Origin of the sequence: Streptococcus sp. E17BB (assembly GCF_041807725.1) — a bacterium.
Lineage (GTDB): Bacteria > Bacillota > Bacilli > Lactobacillales > Streptococcaceae > Streptococcus > Streptococcus entericus.
Genome location: NZ_JBGTZC010000042.1, coordinates 1 through 15,506, shown reverse-complemented (window position 1 = coordinate 15,506; position 15,506 = coordinate 1). Strand labels below are relative to the sequence as shown.

Sequence of the window (15,506 nt, the reverse complement as noted above, 5' to 3'; positions counted from 1 at the left end):
GCGATTATATTTTTTACTACAATAACAAACGAATCAAAACAAAATTAAAAGGACTTAGTCCTGTGCAATACAGAATTAAATCCTTTCAATAATATTTCTTGTCCAACTTTTGGGGGTCAGTACACCAGGTAAGAAGAGTTTTTATAAGACTAACCACTGCTAAGAAGTCTGTGGTTAGTCATCTAGTCCTTAAATCATCACGAGTTACTCCATCAAATCAGCAAAATCAGCACCGACAAAGCTAGCTAGTTGTTGGCTGTTGAGTTTGACAGAACGCTCGATTTCGCCTGCTGACACAATCATTTCCCCCATCTCGAGTGCCACTTGATCAATGTAGATAGGGTAACGGTGCTTTTGGCGGATGCCGACGGGATTGTTAGCGCCATGGACGTAGCCTGTCGTTTGTTGAAGGTCTTTCTGGGGAATCATGGTCACTTTTTTATTGCCAGAGACCTGAGCCAGTTTTTTCTCAGACAGGTGGCTGGTGATAGGGACGATACCAATCAGTGGTCCAGTCTTATCACCCTTGAGGGCAAGAGTTTTAAAGATGTGCTCTCTAGGAAGGTCATCTAGCTTTCCTTCAAGAGCATTGAGCGTAAGTCCCTCGTGAGCAATATCAGCCTTATCCAATATCTGCTCTACTAGAGTCTTTTTCAACTTTTTAGCTCGGCTCATTTGTAGGTTTCCTCCAGCTTGGTCATCCATGCTCCTAGGGCGATACCTGCCAGAAATAGCAGAGCTGAGCTAGCTATTGTCCCAAAGCCTAAACCGGCATAGCTGATGGACTCAGCGCTGCGTGGGTTAGGCAGTACAATGAGCAGTGTGCTGGCTAAAACCAACCCCATGATAAAGTGGCAGACGCGAGAGTGATAGGTTTTGAGGGCGTAGTCCATGGCTTTTGAAAAGAGCACCATAGCAAGTGCCCCACCGATAGCGATAGGCAGGAAGACACCCAGTAGATCCAGTTTTTTGAAGCCTGTCAGCATAGGTGTGTAGAGCCCCATGATGAGCAGGAGGTTGGACGGACTGAGACCAGGGACGAGAATACCCAAGGCAATCAGGCTACCTGCCAGCACGAAGCCTAGGAAATTAGCAGGAATAGTACCGACCAAGTCGCTGAGGAAAAAGAGCAAGAGTCCTGAAACGACAAAAGTCACTACAAGCCAAAGCCAGTCGGCCAAATCACGTTGCCTGTTTTGTGTGCTTTCTGCCCAGAGAGTTGGAAATGTTCCGACGATGGTTCCTGTAAACGTCCAAAGAACGGGGACTTGGTAGTGTTCAAGCAGGTATTCTAAAGGGGCTGAGAAGAGGGCAATCCCCAAAATCCCACCGATACCAACAGGTAGGAAAAAGAGGACATTTGGAACAAAATCCTTTCGGATATTGGCCAAAAAGCCAATTAGACGCTCATAGAGTCCCAAGATGGAAGCCAAAACGCCACCAGAAACCCCTGGCAGAATAAAGCCTAGTGCGATGATGATGCCTTTAATTAGGCGACTAATCCAAGAAATCATAGATACTCCATTCTGTATTTTATAACTCTAATATTATAGCATAGTTTTATCAATTTCGGGCGAATGGTTTTGTTGCTAGATTTAAGACCGCTTTCAAATTTCTTGAAAATATGGTATACTGGAAATAACAAATGAGTGAATGGAGGCAAGTATGGAAGAACTGAAAAAACAGGCTGGCGTCAGGGCTGCCCAATATGTCACAGATGGCATGACGGTAGGTCTCGGGACAGGCTCGACTGCCTACTATTTTGTCGAGGAGCTGGGGCGTAGGGTCAAGGAAGAGGGCTTGCAGATTGTGGGGGTGACGACCTCCAGTCGCACGACGGCTCAGGCAGAAAGCCTTGGGATTCCGCTGACCTCGATAGATGAGATTGACCGTATTGATGTGACGGTCGATGGGGCGGATGAGGTTGATCCAGACTTTAATGGCATCAAGGGTGGGGGCGGTGCCCTCCTTATGGAAAAGGTTGTCGCTGTTCCGACCCAGCACTATATCTGGGTGGTCGATGAGACCAAGATCGTCAGCCAGCTAGGAGCTTTCAAGCTCCCTGTCGAGGTGGTTCCCTACGGTGCTGAGCGACTGCTGTGTCATTTTGCCCAAAAAGGTTACTCGCCAGGTTTTCGTGAGGCAGATGGTGAGCGCTATGTCACGGACATGGGAAATTTCATCATTGACCTAGACCTCAAAGTGATTGCCGATCCTGTGGCTTTGGCGCTGGAGCTGGATACAACGGTCGGTGTCGTGGAGCACGGGCTCTTTAATGGCATGGTCGATACCGTGATTGCAGCGGGCAAGGACGGTATTAGGATTTTAGAAAAATAAGGAGGGTGTTATGCCAACATTTGATCGGATTCATCTAGTGGTGCTAGATTCAGTAGGGATTGGGGCGCAACCCGATGCCAATAACTTTGTCAATGCCGGTGTGCCAGATGGCGCGTCTGATACGCTGGGGCATATTTCCAAAACAGTGGGGCTAGATGTGCCTAACATGGCAAAAATTGGTCTGGGGAATATCCCTCGTCCACAAGCTTTGAAAACAGTCCCTGCTGAGGAAAATCCAACAGGTTATGTGACAAAACTTGAGGAAGTTTCACTCGGTAAAGATACCATGACAGGTCACTGGGAAATCATGGGGCTCAATATCACTGAGCCATTTGATACCTTCTGGGACGGCTTCCCTGAGGAAATTCTGACCAAGATTGAAGAATTTTCTGGTCGCAAGGTCATTCGTGAAACCAATAAGCCATATTCTGGAACAGCTGTCATTGATGATTTTGGACCGCGTCAGATTGAAACAGGCGAGCTGATTATCTACACGTCGGCAGACCCAGTTCTTCAAATCGCAGCGCATGAAGATGTCATTCCTTTGGAAGAACTCTACAAGATTTGTGAGTACGCGCGCTCCATTACGCTGGAGCGTCCTGCGCTGCTCGGTCGGATTATCGCCCGTCCTTATGTAGGCACTCCTGGCAACTTTACCCGTACGGCTAACCGCCATGACTATGCGGTATCGCCATTTGAAGATACTGTCTTGAACAAGCTAGCAGCCGCAGGCGTGCCGACTTATTCCGTCGGGAAAATCAACGATATTTTCAATGGTTCAGGCATCACCAATGACATGGGACACAATAAGGACAATAACCACGGTGTGGATACCTTAATCAAGACCATGGGCTTGCCTGAGTTTGAGAAAGGTTTCTCTTTTACTAACTTGGTTGACTTTGATGCGGTTTACGGTCATCGTCGCAATGCCCACGGTTACCGTGATTGCTTGCACGAATTTGATGGACGTCTACCAGAAATCATTGCTGCCATGCGAGAGAATGATTTGCTGTTGATTACAGCTGACCATGGCAATGACCCGACCTACGCTGGGACAGACCATACCCGTGAGTATATCCCACTCTTGGCGTACAGTCCTGCTTTCAAAGGCAACGGTGTCATCCCACAAGGGCATTTTGCTGACATCTCAGCCACAGTTGCTGAAAACTTTGGTGTTGATACAGCCATGATTGGCGAAAGCTTCTTGGATAAATTGGTGTAGGAGGAGAAAAATTATGGCAGATATTTTCAAACAATTAAACCAAGGGTTAAATGATTTAGGAAAACAAGCAGGTCAGTTAACAGAACAGGCAACTAAATTTGTTCAAGAAAAGGCAGAACAGTCTGAAAAGCTAAGTCAAGAAACGATGATGTCAACATTAGACTGGGCCTATCAGACAACGCTCAATGGTCTAGTTGGTGAAAAGAGTTTAGAGAATTTAGTCACTGACTATCTTTCTAAATACGATACAGAAACTGCTATTGAAAAACTAATTCAAACGCAGACAACGAAAGCAGCCGTTTCTGGTTTTTTAACAGGTTTTGGAGGTATTATTACTATTCCTGTGACCCTGCCAGCGAATATTGCAAGTGTAATTTTGTTCCAAATGCGGATGGTTGCTGCTATTGCTAGTATGCGTGGTTACGATTTGAAATCTGATCAAGTGCAAACATTTGTCTATGCAACATTAGCAGGGACTTCTGTATCCGAGATTGTCAAAAAAGGCGGTATCGTTATCGGTAACAAATTTGGCGTAGCTCTTGTCAAAAAAGTTCCTGGAACAGTTTTACGTAAAATTAATAAGGCTGTCGGTTTCCGTTTGGCAACTAAGTTTGGAACAACAGGAGTTGTTAATTTAGGGAAAATGGTTCCTGTTTTAGGAGCTGTTGTTGGTAGTGCCTTTGATATGACTTCAACGCTTACTATTGCTAATCTTGCCAAAAAAACATTTGCTGATACCGGCTTAGAAATAAGTGAGGATTTCGTACTGTCTAAGGAGGATACTCAGGTTATTGATGCGCTGTATTCGGAGAAAAACGATTTAACTATCTACCACAACCAGTCTTGTAGCAAGTCCTTAGCTGTCCTTGAGTTGCTGAGAGAGGCGGGCTACGAGCCGAGGGTGATTAATTATTTAACCGAAACACCGTCGCCAGCAGAACTCGCTAGCCTGGGCTTAAATGCCAAAGACTTGCTACGAAGGACAGACCAACTCTATACAGACTTGGAGCTGTCAGATGACTTGTCTGACCAAGAGATTTTTACTCTCTTGGCAGAGCATCCGAGTCTCATCGAGCGTCCTATTGTAGTCTACAAAGGGCAAGCCCTCATCTGTCGCCCGCCTGAACGGGTTTGGGAGTTAGTACAGAAAAACTAAAGGAGAACACACATGTCATTACTAGAAAAAATTAGAGAAACGCAAGCTTTTTTAGAAGAAAAAGGCATGATTAAGCCAGAATTTGGTCTCATCTTGGGCTCTGGTCTGGGTGAGCTGGCAGACGAAATCGAAAACAGTATCGTCCTTGAGTATGCAGACATTCCCAACTGGGGGCAGTCGCATGTCGTTGGACACGCAGGCAAGCTGGTCTACGGAGACCTAGCCGGTCGCAAGGTGTTGGCTCTTCAAGGGCGCTTTCATTTTTACGAAGGCAATCCAATGGAGCTGGTGACCTTCCCTGTCCGTGTCATGAAGGCATTGGGTTGTGAAGGTGTCTTTGTGACCAATGCAGCAGGCGGTGTCGGCTTTGGTCCGGGAACCTTGATGGCGATTTCTGACCACATCAATTTTACAGGTCAAAATCCTCTGATTGGCGAAAACTTGGACGACTTTGGGCCCCGCTTCCCTGATATGTCAGATGCTTACACCAAGGCTTGGCGGGACATTGCCCACCGAGTGGCAAAAGAGCAGGGCATTAAGCTAGATGAGGGTGTCTACTGCGGCTTTACTGGCCCTAACTACGAAACACCAGCTGAAATCCGTGCAGTCAAAGTATGGGGTGGTGATGCAGTCGGCATGTCAACCGTACCAGAAGTCATCGTAGCAGCGCACTCAGGGCTGAAAGTTCTTGGTATCTCTGCTATCACGAACCACGCAGCTGGCTTCCAAGAAGAGCTCAACCACGAAGAGGTAGTAGAAGTCACCCAGCAAATTAAGGGCAATTTCAAAGGCTTGGTCAAGGCGATCTTGGAGGAGTTGTAGGATGGATAAAAAAAAAGATCTCCCTTTTTAGTGGTCTGATACAGATGCTAGTGGGTGTGTTTATATTTCTTACAAGTAATAATAAGACTTCTGGCCTCCTTTTTATGAGTTCAGGTATGATTTTTATCACTTTAGCCGCTCAAGACGGTAAGAAAAAATAAGAAAGAAAAAAGAGCATGAACCCGTTTTTGAAGTATCTTTTTGTAGGATTAGCTGGTGCGAGTTTTGTCCAAGTTCTCTTTGGGTTGTTTCAAGGGAACGTCCCTTGGCTTGCTATCTTCGTTACCTTCTTTTTCCTCAATCTAGCTTTTGAAAAAGAAAAAATTAGTCATTTGGGGACACAATATTATTAGTATATTTTTATATAAAGAAAGGAACATATTATTATGTCAATTCATATTTCAGCAAAACCAGGCGACATCGCCGATAAAATTTTACTTCCAGGAGACCCACTCCGCGCTAAATTTATTGCAGAAAACTTCCTTGAGGACGCCGTCTGCTTCAACGAAGTACGCAATATGTTTGGCTACACAGGGACTTACAAGGGGCACCGTGTCTCTGTCATGGGGACAGGGATGGGCATGCCGTCCATCTCTATTTATGCGCGTGAGCTCATTGTCGACTACGGCGTGAAAAAACTGATTCGTGTGGGAACAGCAGGATCCATCGACCCCAATGTTCATGTCCGTGAATTGGTCTTAGCTCAAGCTGCTGCAACCAATTCCAACATCATTCGCAACGATTTCCCAGAATTTGACTTCCCTCAAATCGCGGATTTTGGTCTTCTTGATAAGGCCTATCATATCGCCAAAAACATGGGGTTGACAACCCATGTGGGCTCTGTTTTGTCTTCTGATGTTTTCTACTCAAACATGCCCGAGCGCAACATGAAATTGGGTGAGCTTGGTGTTAAAGCCATCGAGATGGAAGCGGCAGCTCTTTACTATTTGGCAGCGAAGCATGGGGTAAAAGCACTTGGTATCATGACGATTTCGGACAGTCTCGTCAACCCAGATGAGGACACGACCGCTGAAGAGCGTCAAAATACGTTCACCGATATGATGGCGGTAGGATTGGAGACCTTGATTGCCGATTAAGCCCGCGTATACAGCATTTGAAGGTCTGCTTGCAACCTATGCCTATCGTCAGGCTTTGCTACTTGCAACTGACCTACCGGCAGATGCTCACTTATTATTGACGACCTTAGTGGAGCGCAGGGAGTTGAACGTTGCCTATCTTTATAGGCATTCAGGGAAAATAGCAGAGCTGTCAGAGCGGTTTAGTCTCCCTCCGTTAGCCCCTACTCAAGAAGCTGAGCAACTCATCAATTACCTTTATGACCTCGAAGCCAAGGTTAAAACAGGTCAGTTGATTGACTTTGTTCGAGCAGTCAGCCCAATCATTTACAGGCTCTATCGTCGCTTGCTTTATCAGCTTATTCCAGATTTGGATAACTATATTCATAACTCAAAAAGTGACCAGTATGACAGATGGCGTTTTGAACAGATGAGTAGCAGTCCTCATCCAGCCATTCAATCTTTTATCCAGCGTAGACGAGACAGTCGGGTCATGTCCAGTAGTTTAGTTGACTTAATTATGGAAACGAACTTGCCACAGGACACAAAACAAACGGTTCAACTCTTGCGACAATTTGAAAAAAATGTTCGAAACCCTTTGGCACATTTGATTAAACCATTTGACGAAGAAGAGTTACATCGGACAACAGGTTTTTCGTCACAAGTTTTTCTTGATCACATCATCGCTCTTGCAGAAGCTTGTGACCTAAACTATGACAGGACAGTTTTTTACTTTGACCGAGCTAATTTAGCCATCTTAAAACTCATCCAGAATCAGGATTAGAATATGATAAAAGAGAACAAAAGTCAGCAGCGTTTGCTGGCTTTTGTTCTCTTTTGGTGATTGTAAAAAAGTAGTCGGTATCAATAGTCGTATTTGGGAGTAATCTTTTCGGGCTGCACCTCGTCTAGGAGATACTGGATAAATTGTTCGCCCATTTTTGATAAATTGGCCTGTTCGTGTTTGATGTAAACAAGGTCGATCTCGTCCGTGCTGTCAAGCGGAATCGAGACGATATTGTCGCCGTTAAGATTGCTATTCAAAATACCAGTGGCAATAGTGTAGCCATCTAGACCAATCAGAAGATTGAATAAGGTGGCACGGTCGCTGACCACGATGGACTTTTTGTGCTCAAGCTGAGAGAGGATTTCTTCAGCAAAGTAAAAGGAGTTATGGATGCCTTGGTCATAACTGAGATAAGGGAAATCCACAAGGTCTTCTAAGGTCACCTTTTTTCGACCAGCCAAAGGGTGATGACGACTGACAAAGATATGAGGATGTGCTTTAAACAAGGGGATAACGGAAAGTCGATTGTCTTCAAGCAATTTACTCAACACATCTCGGTTATAGGTGCTCAGAAAAAGCACACCGATTTCACTGCGAAAATGTTTGACATCGTCGATAATATCCCAAGTCTTGGTCTCTCTCAGGAAAAGTTCGTACTGACTCATATCGGTCTGTTTGAGAAGAGAGACAAAGGCGTTGACCACAAAAGCATAGTGCTGGGCAGAGACACTAAAGAGCTTGCGGTGCTTATTTTTACCCTTGTAACGCTCTTCGAGCAAAACTGTTTGTTCGACGACTTGGCGGGCATAGGACAGAAACTCGACGCCATCCTTGGTCAGTTTGATGCCTTTGGAATTTCTGATAAAAACAGTAATCCCCAATTCCTTCTCGAGCTCTCTGACGGCATTAGACAGACTCGGCTGGGTGATAAAGAGTTGCTTAGCTGCCTCGTTCATTGATCCAGTCTCAACGATTTTGATGATATAATGTAATTGTTGGATACGCATAAGACTATTTTAGCATAATTTTTTGACAGCAGTGGCGTATTGAAGCCTGAAAAAGAAATTTCAGCAGTTTTCACTCTGTACATCTAATTTTCTGAGAACTTATGACAAGCTTTCTTTTTTCGCTGTCTATCATGAAATGGAGAATAAAATACTTGCCAATTGTTGTGTTTTATGGTACAATAATCAAGTTGCTTGAGCAACAAATACTCATTTTGGATGAATCGTGGACTTGTTGCCCCTGTGGTGAGTCTGCGAGTTGAAATCTGAAAGAGGAAAAAACATCAAAAGGAGAAATACTCATGGCAGTTATTTCAATGAAACAATTACTTGAGGCTGGTGTTCACTTTGGTCACCAAACTCGTCGCTGGAACCCTAAGATGGCTAAGTACATCTTCACAGAACGCAACGGCATCCACGTGATTGACTTGCAACAAACTGTGAAATTAGCAGACCAAGCTTACGAATTTATTCGTGACGCTGCAGCTAACGATGCGGTTATCCTCTTCGTTGGGACTAAAAAGCAAGCATCAGAAGCCGTTAAAGAAGAAGCTACTCGTGCCGGTCAATACTACATCAACCACCGTTGGTTGGGTGGAACTCTTACTAACTGGGAAACAATCCAAAAGCGTATCGCTCGCTTGAAAGATATCAACCGTATGGAAGAAGACGGAACTTTCGATGTTCTTCCTAAGAAAGAAGTTGCTTTGCTCAACAAACAACGTGCTCGTCTTGAGAAATTCTTGGGTGGTATCGCTGATATGCCTCGTATTCCTGACGTGATTTATGTGGTTGACCCACACAAAGAGCAAATCGCTGTGAAAGAAGCTAAAAAACTTGGTATCCCTGTTGTGGCTATGGTTGATACCAATGCTGATCCAGATGATATCGATGTGATTATCCCAGCTAACGATGATGCTATTCGTGCGGTTAAATTGATCACCGCTAAATTGGCTGACGCTGTTATTGAAGGTCGTCAGGGTGAAGATTCAGTTGCTGCTGTTGAAGCAGAGTTGGCAGCTGAGCCTGCTTCAACTGAATCAATCGAAGAATTGGTTGAAGTTGTTGAAGGTAACAACGCTTAATATCGTGAAATAACTTAAGGGGCGGGCCCAGCCCTCCCCTTTTCTTAAAAAATTGGAGGAAAAAATAATGGCAGAAATTACTGCAGCTTTGGTTAAAGAATTGCGTGAAAAATCAGGTGCTGGCGTTATGGACGCAAAAAAAGCACTTGTTGAAACTGATGGTGACATCGACAAAGCGATTGAATTGCTTCGTGAAAAAGGTATGGCAAAAGCGGCTAAAAAAGCTGATCGTGTTGCCGCTGAAGGGTTGACTGGAGTCTACGTTAACGGCAACGTTGCAGCTGTTGTTGAGGTTAACGCAGAAACTGACTTCGTTGCGAAAAATGCGCAATTTGTTGAGTTGGTTAACGAGACTGCAAAAGCTATCGCTGAACAAAAACCTGCTAACAATGAAGAAGCAATGGCAATCACTCTTTCAAATGGTGAAACTTTGGAAGCTGCTTACATCAATGCAACAGCAACCATCGGTGAGAAAATTTCCTTCCGTCGTTTTGTTTTGATTGAGAAAACTGATGACCAAGCTTTCGGTGCTTACCAACATAACGGTGGTCGTATTGGTGTTATCTCTGTTATCGAGGGTGGGGATGAGGCACTTGCTAAACAACTGTCTATGCACATCGCTGCGATGAAACCAACTGTTTTGTCTTACACTGAGTTGGATGAGCAGTTTATCAAAGACGAGTTGGCACAACTCAACCACAAAATCGAACAAGATAATGAAAGCCGTGCAATGGTTGACAAGCCTGCCTTGCCACTCTTGAAATATGGCTCAAAAGCTCAGTTGACAGACGAGATTATCGCTCAAGCAGAAGCTGACATCAAAGCCGAACTCGCTGCTGAAGGCAAGCCAGAAAAAATCTGGGACAAAATCATCCCAGGTAAGATGGACCGTTTCCTCTTGGACAATACCCAAGTGGACCAGGCCTACACACTTCTTGCCCAAGTCTACATCATGGATGACAGCAAGACAGTGGAAGCTTACCTTGATAGCGTGAACGCTAAAGCTATTACCTTTGCCCGCTTTGAGGTAGGTGAAGGCATCGAGAAAGCATCAAACGACTTTGAAGCAGAAGTTGCAGCAACCATGGCAGCTGCTCTTAAAAACTAAGATAAACGACGAAAGGCTGCGTTTTGCAGTCTTTTTTCTTCTATTTTTGCGAAAAAATCAAGTTTTTGCTATAATTAAAGATGTTATTACCTAGACTCATTCGTCTAGTTTGGAAGGAATGATAATGATGACTAAGCAACCATTTTATATTACGACCCCGATTTACTACCCATCAGGTAAACTTCATATCGGTAATGCGACAACGACTATCGCCTGCGATGTTTTGGCCCGTTACCATCGCTTGATGAACAAGGAAATCTACTCACTAACTGGTCTTGACGAGCATGGGCAAAAAATCCAAGCCAAGGCTGAGGAGGCGGGCATCTCACCCCAAGCCTACGTTGATGGCATGGCAGTCGGTGTCAAAAAACTCTGGGAGCTTTTGGATATCTCTTACGACGGCTTTATCCGTACGACTGATTCCTATCATGAAGAAGTGGTGGCTGCTGTTTTTGAGAAATTGCTAGCGCAGGACGATATTTATTTGGGAGAATACTCAGGCTGGTACTCTGTCTCTGATGAGGAATTTTTTACAGAGAGCCAATTGGCCGAAGTTTTCCGAGATGAGACAGGTAAGGTCATAGGAGGGATTGCCCCGTCTGGTCACGAGGTGGCCTGGGTATCTGAGGAGTCTTATTTCTTCCGCCTCAGCAAGTACCAAAAGCATTTAGAAGCCTACTTTAAAGCCAATCCAGACTTTATCAGTCCAAATTCCCGTATGAATGAGATGCTGAAAAACTTTATCGAGCCTGGATTGGAAGACTTAGCAGTATCTCGGACGACGTTCAGCTGGGGGGTGCCAGTCAAGTCTAATCCTAAGCACGTCGTCTATGTCTGGATTGATGCCTTACTCAACTATATCACTGCCTTAGGCTATGGTCAATCCGATACCAGTAAGTTTGAGACGTTTTGGTCTGGTCAAACGGTATCTAAATCTTGGACGGATGACAATGGTAAGACCTGGGACTTTACTGTTAGTCCTGAGGCTAACCACATGGTAGCTAAGGATATTCTCCGTTTTCATTCTATCTACTGGCCAATTATCCTGATGGCACTTGATTTGCCTTTGCCTAACCGCTTGATTGCCCACGGTTGGTTTGTCATGAAAGATGGCAAAATGTCCAAATCCAAGGGCAATGTGGTCTATCCAGAGCTGTTGGTAGACCGCTTTGGTCTTGACCCACTTCGTTACTACCTCATGCGGAGCCTTCCTGTTGGTTCTGACGGTACCTTTACTCCAGAGGATTACGTCGGTCGGATCAACTACGAGCTGGCCAACGACCTAGGAAACCTCCTCAACCGTACCGTTGCCATGGTCAACAAGTACTTTGGCGGCACCATTCCGACCTTTGTGGCAGGCGTGACGGCGTTTGATGCGGATTTGGAGGCAATGGCAGAGCAGTCTCTGACAGCCTACCATAAGTATATGGAAGCCGTTGACTACCCGCGTGCCTTAGAAGCTGTTTGGAATCTAATCTCTCGAACCAACAAGTACATAGACGAGACCGCACCGTGGGTGCTGGCAAAAGAAGAGGGAGACAAGGAGCAGTTGGCAGCAGTCATGAGCCACTTGGCAGCCAGCTTGCGCCTGGTGGCACACCTCATTCAGCCATTTATGATGGAGACGTCTGCTGCCATCTTGGCACAGCTGGGGCTACCAGCAGTGTCTAGTTTGGAAGACTTGGCCTTATCTGGCCTGCCAGCAGGAGCGACTGTTGTGGAAAAGGGGACACCAATCTTCCCACGCTTGGATATGGAGGAAGAAATCGCCTATATCCAGAGCCAAATGGGTGGCAGCTCTGCCATTTCCCAAGAGGAAAAAGACTGGGCTTCAGCAGCTATCGAGCTAAAAAACAGCAAGAAAGCCATCAAGTTTGAGGACTTTGACGCCGTGGAAATCCGTGTGGCCGAGGTCAAGGCGGTTCAGAAAGTCGAGGGCTCGGACAAGCTCCTTCAATTCCGTCTGGATGCAGGCGATGGTGAGGACCGTCAGATTCTCTCTGGTATCGCCAAGTTTTACCCTAACGAGCAGGAGTTGGTCGGGAAGAAACTGCAAATCGTTGCCGACCTCAAACCGCGTAAGATGATGGGACTTCTCAGTCAAGGCATGATTCTCTCGGCTGAGCATGACGGTCATCTGACCCTCTTGACCGTTGACCCAAGCGTACCGAATGGCAGTTTGGTGGGCTAGGGTATGCACCTGCTCTTACTAGGGGATAGCCTCTTTGCTCGCCATGAGGGGAAGCAGCTACCGCATATCGACTATTCGCTCTGCCAGTATCGTCCTGACGTGGTTATTGATAACTGGGCGGTGTCTGGGGATAATTCGGCAGACTTGCTCAGTTTGCTCAGGAGGACCCTTTTGCCAGCTGCCGATCGGGTCTTTGTCTTCATCGGTGCAAATGACCTGGCTCAGCACAAGCAAGTTTTTCTGGGTGAATATGCCCAGAACCTGACGGCGATTGTTGCGGAACTGAAGAAGCAATTTTCGGCGGTTCAGATTTGCCTACTCTTGCCGGCGCCTGTTGATGAGACCAAGCAGCTTTACCGCACTAATCGTCTGGTGACCTACTATGGCGATCAGGTGAGGCGAGTGGCAAGACAGGAAGGTACTGGCTTGCTGGATACGGTTGCCCTGTTTGAACAGAGTAATCTGCCTATGGCAGACCTGCTCAAGGGTAGTCTTGATGATGGTCTGCATTTCGGCAGTCAGGCCTATGACCTCCTAGCTAGAGCCATGTTAGGTTTGTGATTGAAAAGATCATCACAAAGCGCATGCTCTCTAAAAACCCTTGCTTGAGCTAGCAGAGCGAGCTCAGGGCACTCTACTATATCCACAATGGTCGGTGCCTTGGAAATAGTCAATAATAGTTCGTTTGTGATAATAAAACCAAGAGGTGGTGACTGTTGTAGCTAGTTCTGACATTGCCTCTCATTTGCCCTGTTAAACGTTAGCAAAATAAATAAAAAAGAACAAGCGGTCCGCTGTGGCTGCTTGTTTTGATAGATGGGAAAATCATGTACACCAAAACATTTTCAACCAACACTTGGCTAGCTATCAATCTGGATAGCTTATCCGATATCACTAGCCTCGAAGATCGACTGGCCATTGATGAGGAATTAGCAGCCTACATCACCGACGAGAACGAGATGGCGCGTCTGGAATATGATAAAGACCAAGGGCGTCTGATCTTGATTTACAATGTCATTCACCAAGAAAAAGAGGATAATAGCTATGACAGCAGTCCCATAACCTTTATCCTCAAGCCAAACCGCGTGACCACTTTGGTAACGAATAAAACGGCTTATTTGCTTGAGAGACTCAATCAGATGATGACCAAGTACCAACCTGAAACCGTCTACGATTTTCTCTTTTGGAGTTTGGTCGTCATTTCTAAAGACTATGTCAAAATTCTCGATCGCCTTGACAAGGAATTGACCCAAACCAATCATTTTATCCGTCAAAAGACGACCAAAGACCGGCTTTTGGCACTCTCTGATATCGAAATGAGCATGATTTACATTCGCTCCGATAGCAAGCAAAACCTCTTGGTTTTAGAGCAACTAACTGCGCACTGTCTAATCCGTCAGCTCAGCGATGAGGAACGGGAAAAGCTGGACGATGCCTTGATTGAGGCGCGACAGATTTTGGAAATGGCAGAGCTCAATACCTAGACCATGGGGCAGCTCTAGTCTACCTATAACAACGTCCTCAACAACCAGCTAAACGATACCATGAAGATTTTGACGGTCCTGTCGATTTTACTAGCGACTCCAGACATTATCACGGGCTTTTTCGGCATCAACGTGCCTCTGCCTGATTTCTTGGTCAACAGCAAACTGGGCTGGTTGATGGTTATCGGGATAATCGTTTTAGTCTTTCTAGTCGTCTATCGGATGGTGAGAAGCATCTTAAAAGAAAAAAATTAGTTTGTGTCCTGCAACAGTCAGCAAAAAAGCCTGCTATTAGCTCAATTTTGGCTAATAGTAGGCTTTTTATGTATTATGGCTTAAACATCGGTATCCTCAATGAGATAAATCGGCTGCCTGAAGTCATCAGTTTGACGCAGGTAGGCATTATAGATGGCTGCTTTTAGTTTCTGCACATGGGATGCTTGCCATTTACGCCAATCGTCATCAGTTTGGAAACCAAAACTATACAGTTTCTGATTGGCATCGTAGGCGACCGCCTTTTCCATCAGTCCTTGAATGTCCGAAAATGAGGTAATCGTGTGCTTCTCGCCCAAGTACTGAATCGTAATTGGGGCTAAACGATCAGTCTTATCGATGCGTTTTTGGAACATGGCTTTTTTGAACGCTGCCCAATCTGGATACTCCTCTTTAAAGACGGATTTGAGAACATGCTGGTCGGTAATTCGTTGGATATGACGACCATACCACTTACTATAAACTGTTGAATGGTCAGCCAATGCCATATCACCTAGTGCCCATGACGTGTAAGGGATAAAGCCTTCTTCATAGCCTTTTTCAGCCAGAAGTTCAAAGGCAATCCGTCTGAGCATGATGTCACCAGGGGCACCCTTATCGTTAGAGAGAGCAGCATAAACTGGAGAGAAGAGGTAGCTCTGATAGTAGCCGTTGCGGTCAAACTTGTCGTTTTCTGTATAGCGACGACGACTGATGATATTCTTATCTACCAAATCTTGCCAAGTCTTCAAAGCTTCAGTTTCGTCATCGGTTAGGCGACGGATAGCATTACCGGCATGAAAATCTTGACCGTACTCATCTTTTGGATAGTGGTTACTGATGACATTGAACCAGTCCTTTGAATCGGTTACACTAAACTAGACAGAATTTATAAAGTGTTCTACACTAAAGAAAACAGGAGAACTCTATGTCTAGAAAAATCCGTCGTCAATTTAGTGATGACTTTAAGCAACAAATTGTT

14 protein-coding genes and 3 pseudogenes are annotated in these 15,506 nt (G+C 45.4%); 13 read left to right on the top strand and 4 right to left on the bottom strand.

Going from position 1 to position 15,506, the window contains the following annotated elements; all coding sequences use genetic code 11:
• A partial coding sequence (locus ACERC7_RS09295) for an IS3 family transposase (RefSeq protein ID WP_373660429.1) occupies window positions 1-92 on the top strand: 92 nt, incomplete at its 5' end.
• Window positions 93-204: 112 nt separating this feature from the next.
• Here ACERC7_RS09295 and ACERC7_RS09290 read toward each other — a convergent pair.
• Together ACERC7_RS09290 and ACERC7_RS09285 are read right to left on the bottom strand one after the other, a co-directional pair.
• Window positions 205-675 (bottom strand): aminoacyl-tRNA deacylase, encoded by a 471-nt coding sequence (locus tag ACERC7_RS09290; protein ID WP_373666779.1) that lies wholly within the window; start codon window positions 673-675, stop codon window positions 205-207.
• Window positions 672-1,514 (bottom strand): DUF368 domain-containing protein, encoded by an 843-nt coding sequence (locus ACERC7_RS09285; RefSeq protein WP_373660571.1) that lies wholly within the window; start codon window positions 1,512-1,514, stop codon window positions 672-674. Before ACERC7_RS09285 ends, ACERC7_RS09290 begins: the two co-directional genes overlap by 4 nt.
• Before the next feature lie 151 nt (window positions 1,515-1,665).
• On the opposite strand from ACERC7_RS09285, the gene rpiA reads away from it, so the two are divergent.
• The 7 genes and pseudogenes from rpiA to ACERC7_RS09250 all read left to right on the top strand — a co-directional run bounded on the left by rpiA (window position 1,666) and on the right by ACERC7_RS09250 (window position 7,397).
• Window positions 1,666-2,337: a ribose-5-phosphate isomerase RpiA gene (rpiA, locus tag ACERC7_RS09280; protein WP_373666778.1), complete on the top strand. Its 672-nt coding sequence runs from the start codon at window positions 1,666-1,668 to the stop codon at window positions 2,335-2,337.
• 10 nt (window positions 2,338-2,347) lie between these two features.
• Complete coding sequence (locus tag ACERC7_RS09275; protein ID WP_373659498.1) at window positions 2,348-3,559, top strand: phosphopentomutase; 1,212 nt, start codon at window positions 2,348-2,350, stop codon at window positions 3,557-3,559.
• Between the two features lie 13 nt (window positions 3,560-3,572).
• Window positions 3,573-4,337: pseudogene (locus ACERC7_RS09270) on the top strand (EcsC family protein); the annotation flags it as partial.
• Window positions 4,326-4,715, top strand: a complete 390-nt coding sequence (locus ACERC7_RS09265) for an ArsC/Spx/MgsR family protein (RefSeq protein WP_373666781.1) — start codon at window positions 4,326-4,328, stop codon at window positions 4,713-4,715. The pseudogene ACERC7_RS09270 and the gene ACERC7_RS09265, both read left to right, overlap by 12 nt.
• 12 nt (window positions 4,716-4,727) lie before the next feature.
• The gene (locus ACERC7_RS09260) at window positions 4,728-5,537 is read left to right on the top strand and encodes a purine-nucleoside phosphorylase (protein WP_373659497.1); all 810 of its coding nucleotides are present in this window, start codon (window positions 4,728-4,730) and stop codon (window positions 5,535-5,537) included.
• Window positions 5,538-5,923: 386 nt separating this feature from the next.
• Complete coding sequence (deoD, locus tag ACERC7_RS09255) at window positions 5,924-6,634, top strand: purine-nucleoside phosphorylase (RefSeq protein ID WP_373666777.1); 711 nt, start codon at window positions 5,924-5,926, stop codon at window positions 6,632-6,634.
• Window positions 6,624-7,397: a LytR family transcriptional regulator gene (locus ACERC7_RS09250; RefSeq protein WP_373666776.1), complete on the top strand. Its 774-nt coding sequence runs from the start codon at window positions 6,624-6,626 to the stop codon at window positions 7,395-7,397. The genes deoD and ACERC7_RS09250 overlap by 11 nt, the downstream gene beginning before the upstream one ends.
• An 80-nt stretch (window positions 7,398-7,477) precedes the next feature.
• Here ACERC7_RS09250 and ACERC7_RS09245 read toward each other — a convergent pair whose 3' ends face one another.
• Complete coding sequence (locus ACERC7_RS09245) at window positions 7,478-8,407, bottom strand: LysR family transcriptional regulator (protein WP_373659492.1); 930 nt, start codon at window positions 8,405-8,407, stop codon at window positions 7,478-7,480.
• A 299-nt stretch (window positions 8,408-8,706) separates the two neighbouring features.
• Between ACERC7_RS09245 and rpsB the strand changes: the two genes are divergently transcribed.
• The 5 genes and pseudogenes from rpsB (at window position 8,707) to ACERC7_RS09220 (ending at window position 14,527) form a co-directional block, all read left to right on the top strand.
• Window positions 8,707-9,489 carry a 30S ribosomal protein S2 gene (gene rpsB, locus ACERC7_RS09240; RefSeq protein ID WP_018367470.1) on the top strand — a complete coding sequence of 261 codons (783 nt, stop codon included), beginning with the start codon at window positions 8,707-8,709 and terminating at the stop codon, window positions 9,487-9,489.
• A gap of 67 nt (window positions 9,490-9,556) precedes the next feature.
• Window positions 9,557-10,597, top strand: a complete 1,041-nt coding sequence (gene tsf / locus ACERC7_RS09235) for a translation elongation factor Ts (protein WP_373666775.1) — start codon at window positions 9,557-9,559, stop codon at window positions 10,595-10,597.
• Window positions 10,598-10,724: 127 nt separating this feature from the next.
• A complete protein-coding gene (metG, locus tag ACERC7_RS09230; RefSeq protein WP_373666780.1) occupies window positions 10,725-12,788 on the top strand; it encodes a methionine--tRNA ligase in 2,064 nt (687 codons plus the stop codon).
• A 3-nt stretch (window positions 12,789-12,791) separates the two neighbouring features.
• Entirely contained in the window at window positions 12,792-13,349 is a 558-nt protein-coding gene (locus ACERC7_RS09225) for a GDSL-type esterase/lipase family protein (protein WP_373666774.1), read from the top strand.
• 266 nt (window positions 13,350-13,615) lie between these two features.
• Window positions 13,616-14,527 (top strand): annotated as a pseudogene (locus ACERC7_RS09220) (magnesium transporter CorA family protein).
• Window positions 14,528-14,607: 80 nt separating this feature from the next.
• Here the strand turns inward: ACERC7_RS09220 and ACERC7_RS09215 are convergent.
• Window positions 14,608-15,381, bottom strand: a pseudogene (locus tag ACERC7_RS09215) (ZmpA/ZmpB/ZmpC family metallo-endopeptidase); the annotation flags it as partial.
• Between the last annotated feature and the right edge of the window lie 125 nt (window positions 15,382-15,506).

Bases quoted from the DNA above. Each gene is read 5' to 3' on its own strand.
- ACERC7_RS09290 (WP_373666779.1), bottom strand. From the start codon at position 675: ATGAGCCGAGCTAAAAAGTTGAAAAAGACTCTAGTAGAGCAGATATTG.
- ACERC7_RS09285 (WP_373660571.1), bottom strand. From the start codon at position 1,514: ATGATTTCTTGGATTAGTCGCCTAATTAAAGGCATCATCATCGCACTA.
- rpiA (WP_373666778.1), top strand. From the start codon at position 1,666: ATGGAAGAACTGAAAAAACAGGCTGGCGTCAGGGCTGCCCAATATGTC.
- ACERC7_RS09275 (WP_373659498.1), top strand. From the start codon at position 2,348: ATGCCAACATTTGATCGGATTCATCTAGTGGTGCTAGATTCAGTAGGG.
- ACERC7_RS09260 (WP_373659497.1), top strand. From the start codon at position 4,728: ATGTCATTACTAGAAAAAATTAGAGAAACGCAAGCTTTTTTAGAAGAA.
- deoD (WP_373666777.1), top strand. From the start codon at position 5,924: ATGTCAATTCATATTTCAGCAAAACCAGGCGACATCGCCGATAAAATT.
- ACERC7_RS09245 (WP_373659492.1), bottom strand. From the start codon at position 8,407: ATGCGTATCCAACAATTACATTATATCATCAAAATCGTTGAGACTGGA.
- rpsB (WP_018367470.1), top strand. From the start codon at position 8,707: ATGGCAGTTATTTCAATGAAACAATTACTTGAGGCTGGTGTTCACTTT.
- tsf (WP_373666775.1), top strand. From the start codon at position 9,557: ATGGCAGAAATTACTGCAGCTTTGGTTAAAGAATTGCGTGAAAAATCA.
- metG (WP_373666780.1), top strand. From the start codon at position 10,725: ATGACTAAGCAACCATTTTATATTACGACCCCGATTTACTACCCATCA.
- ACERC7_RS09225 (WP_373666774.1), top strand. From the start codon at position 12,792: ATGCACCTGCTCTTACTAGGGGATAGCCTCTTTGCTCGCCATGAGGGG.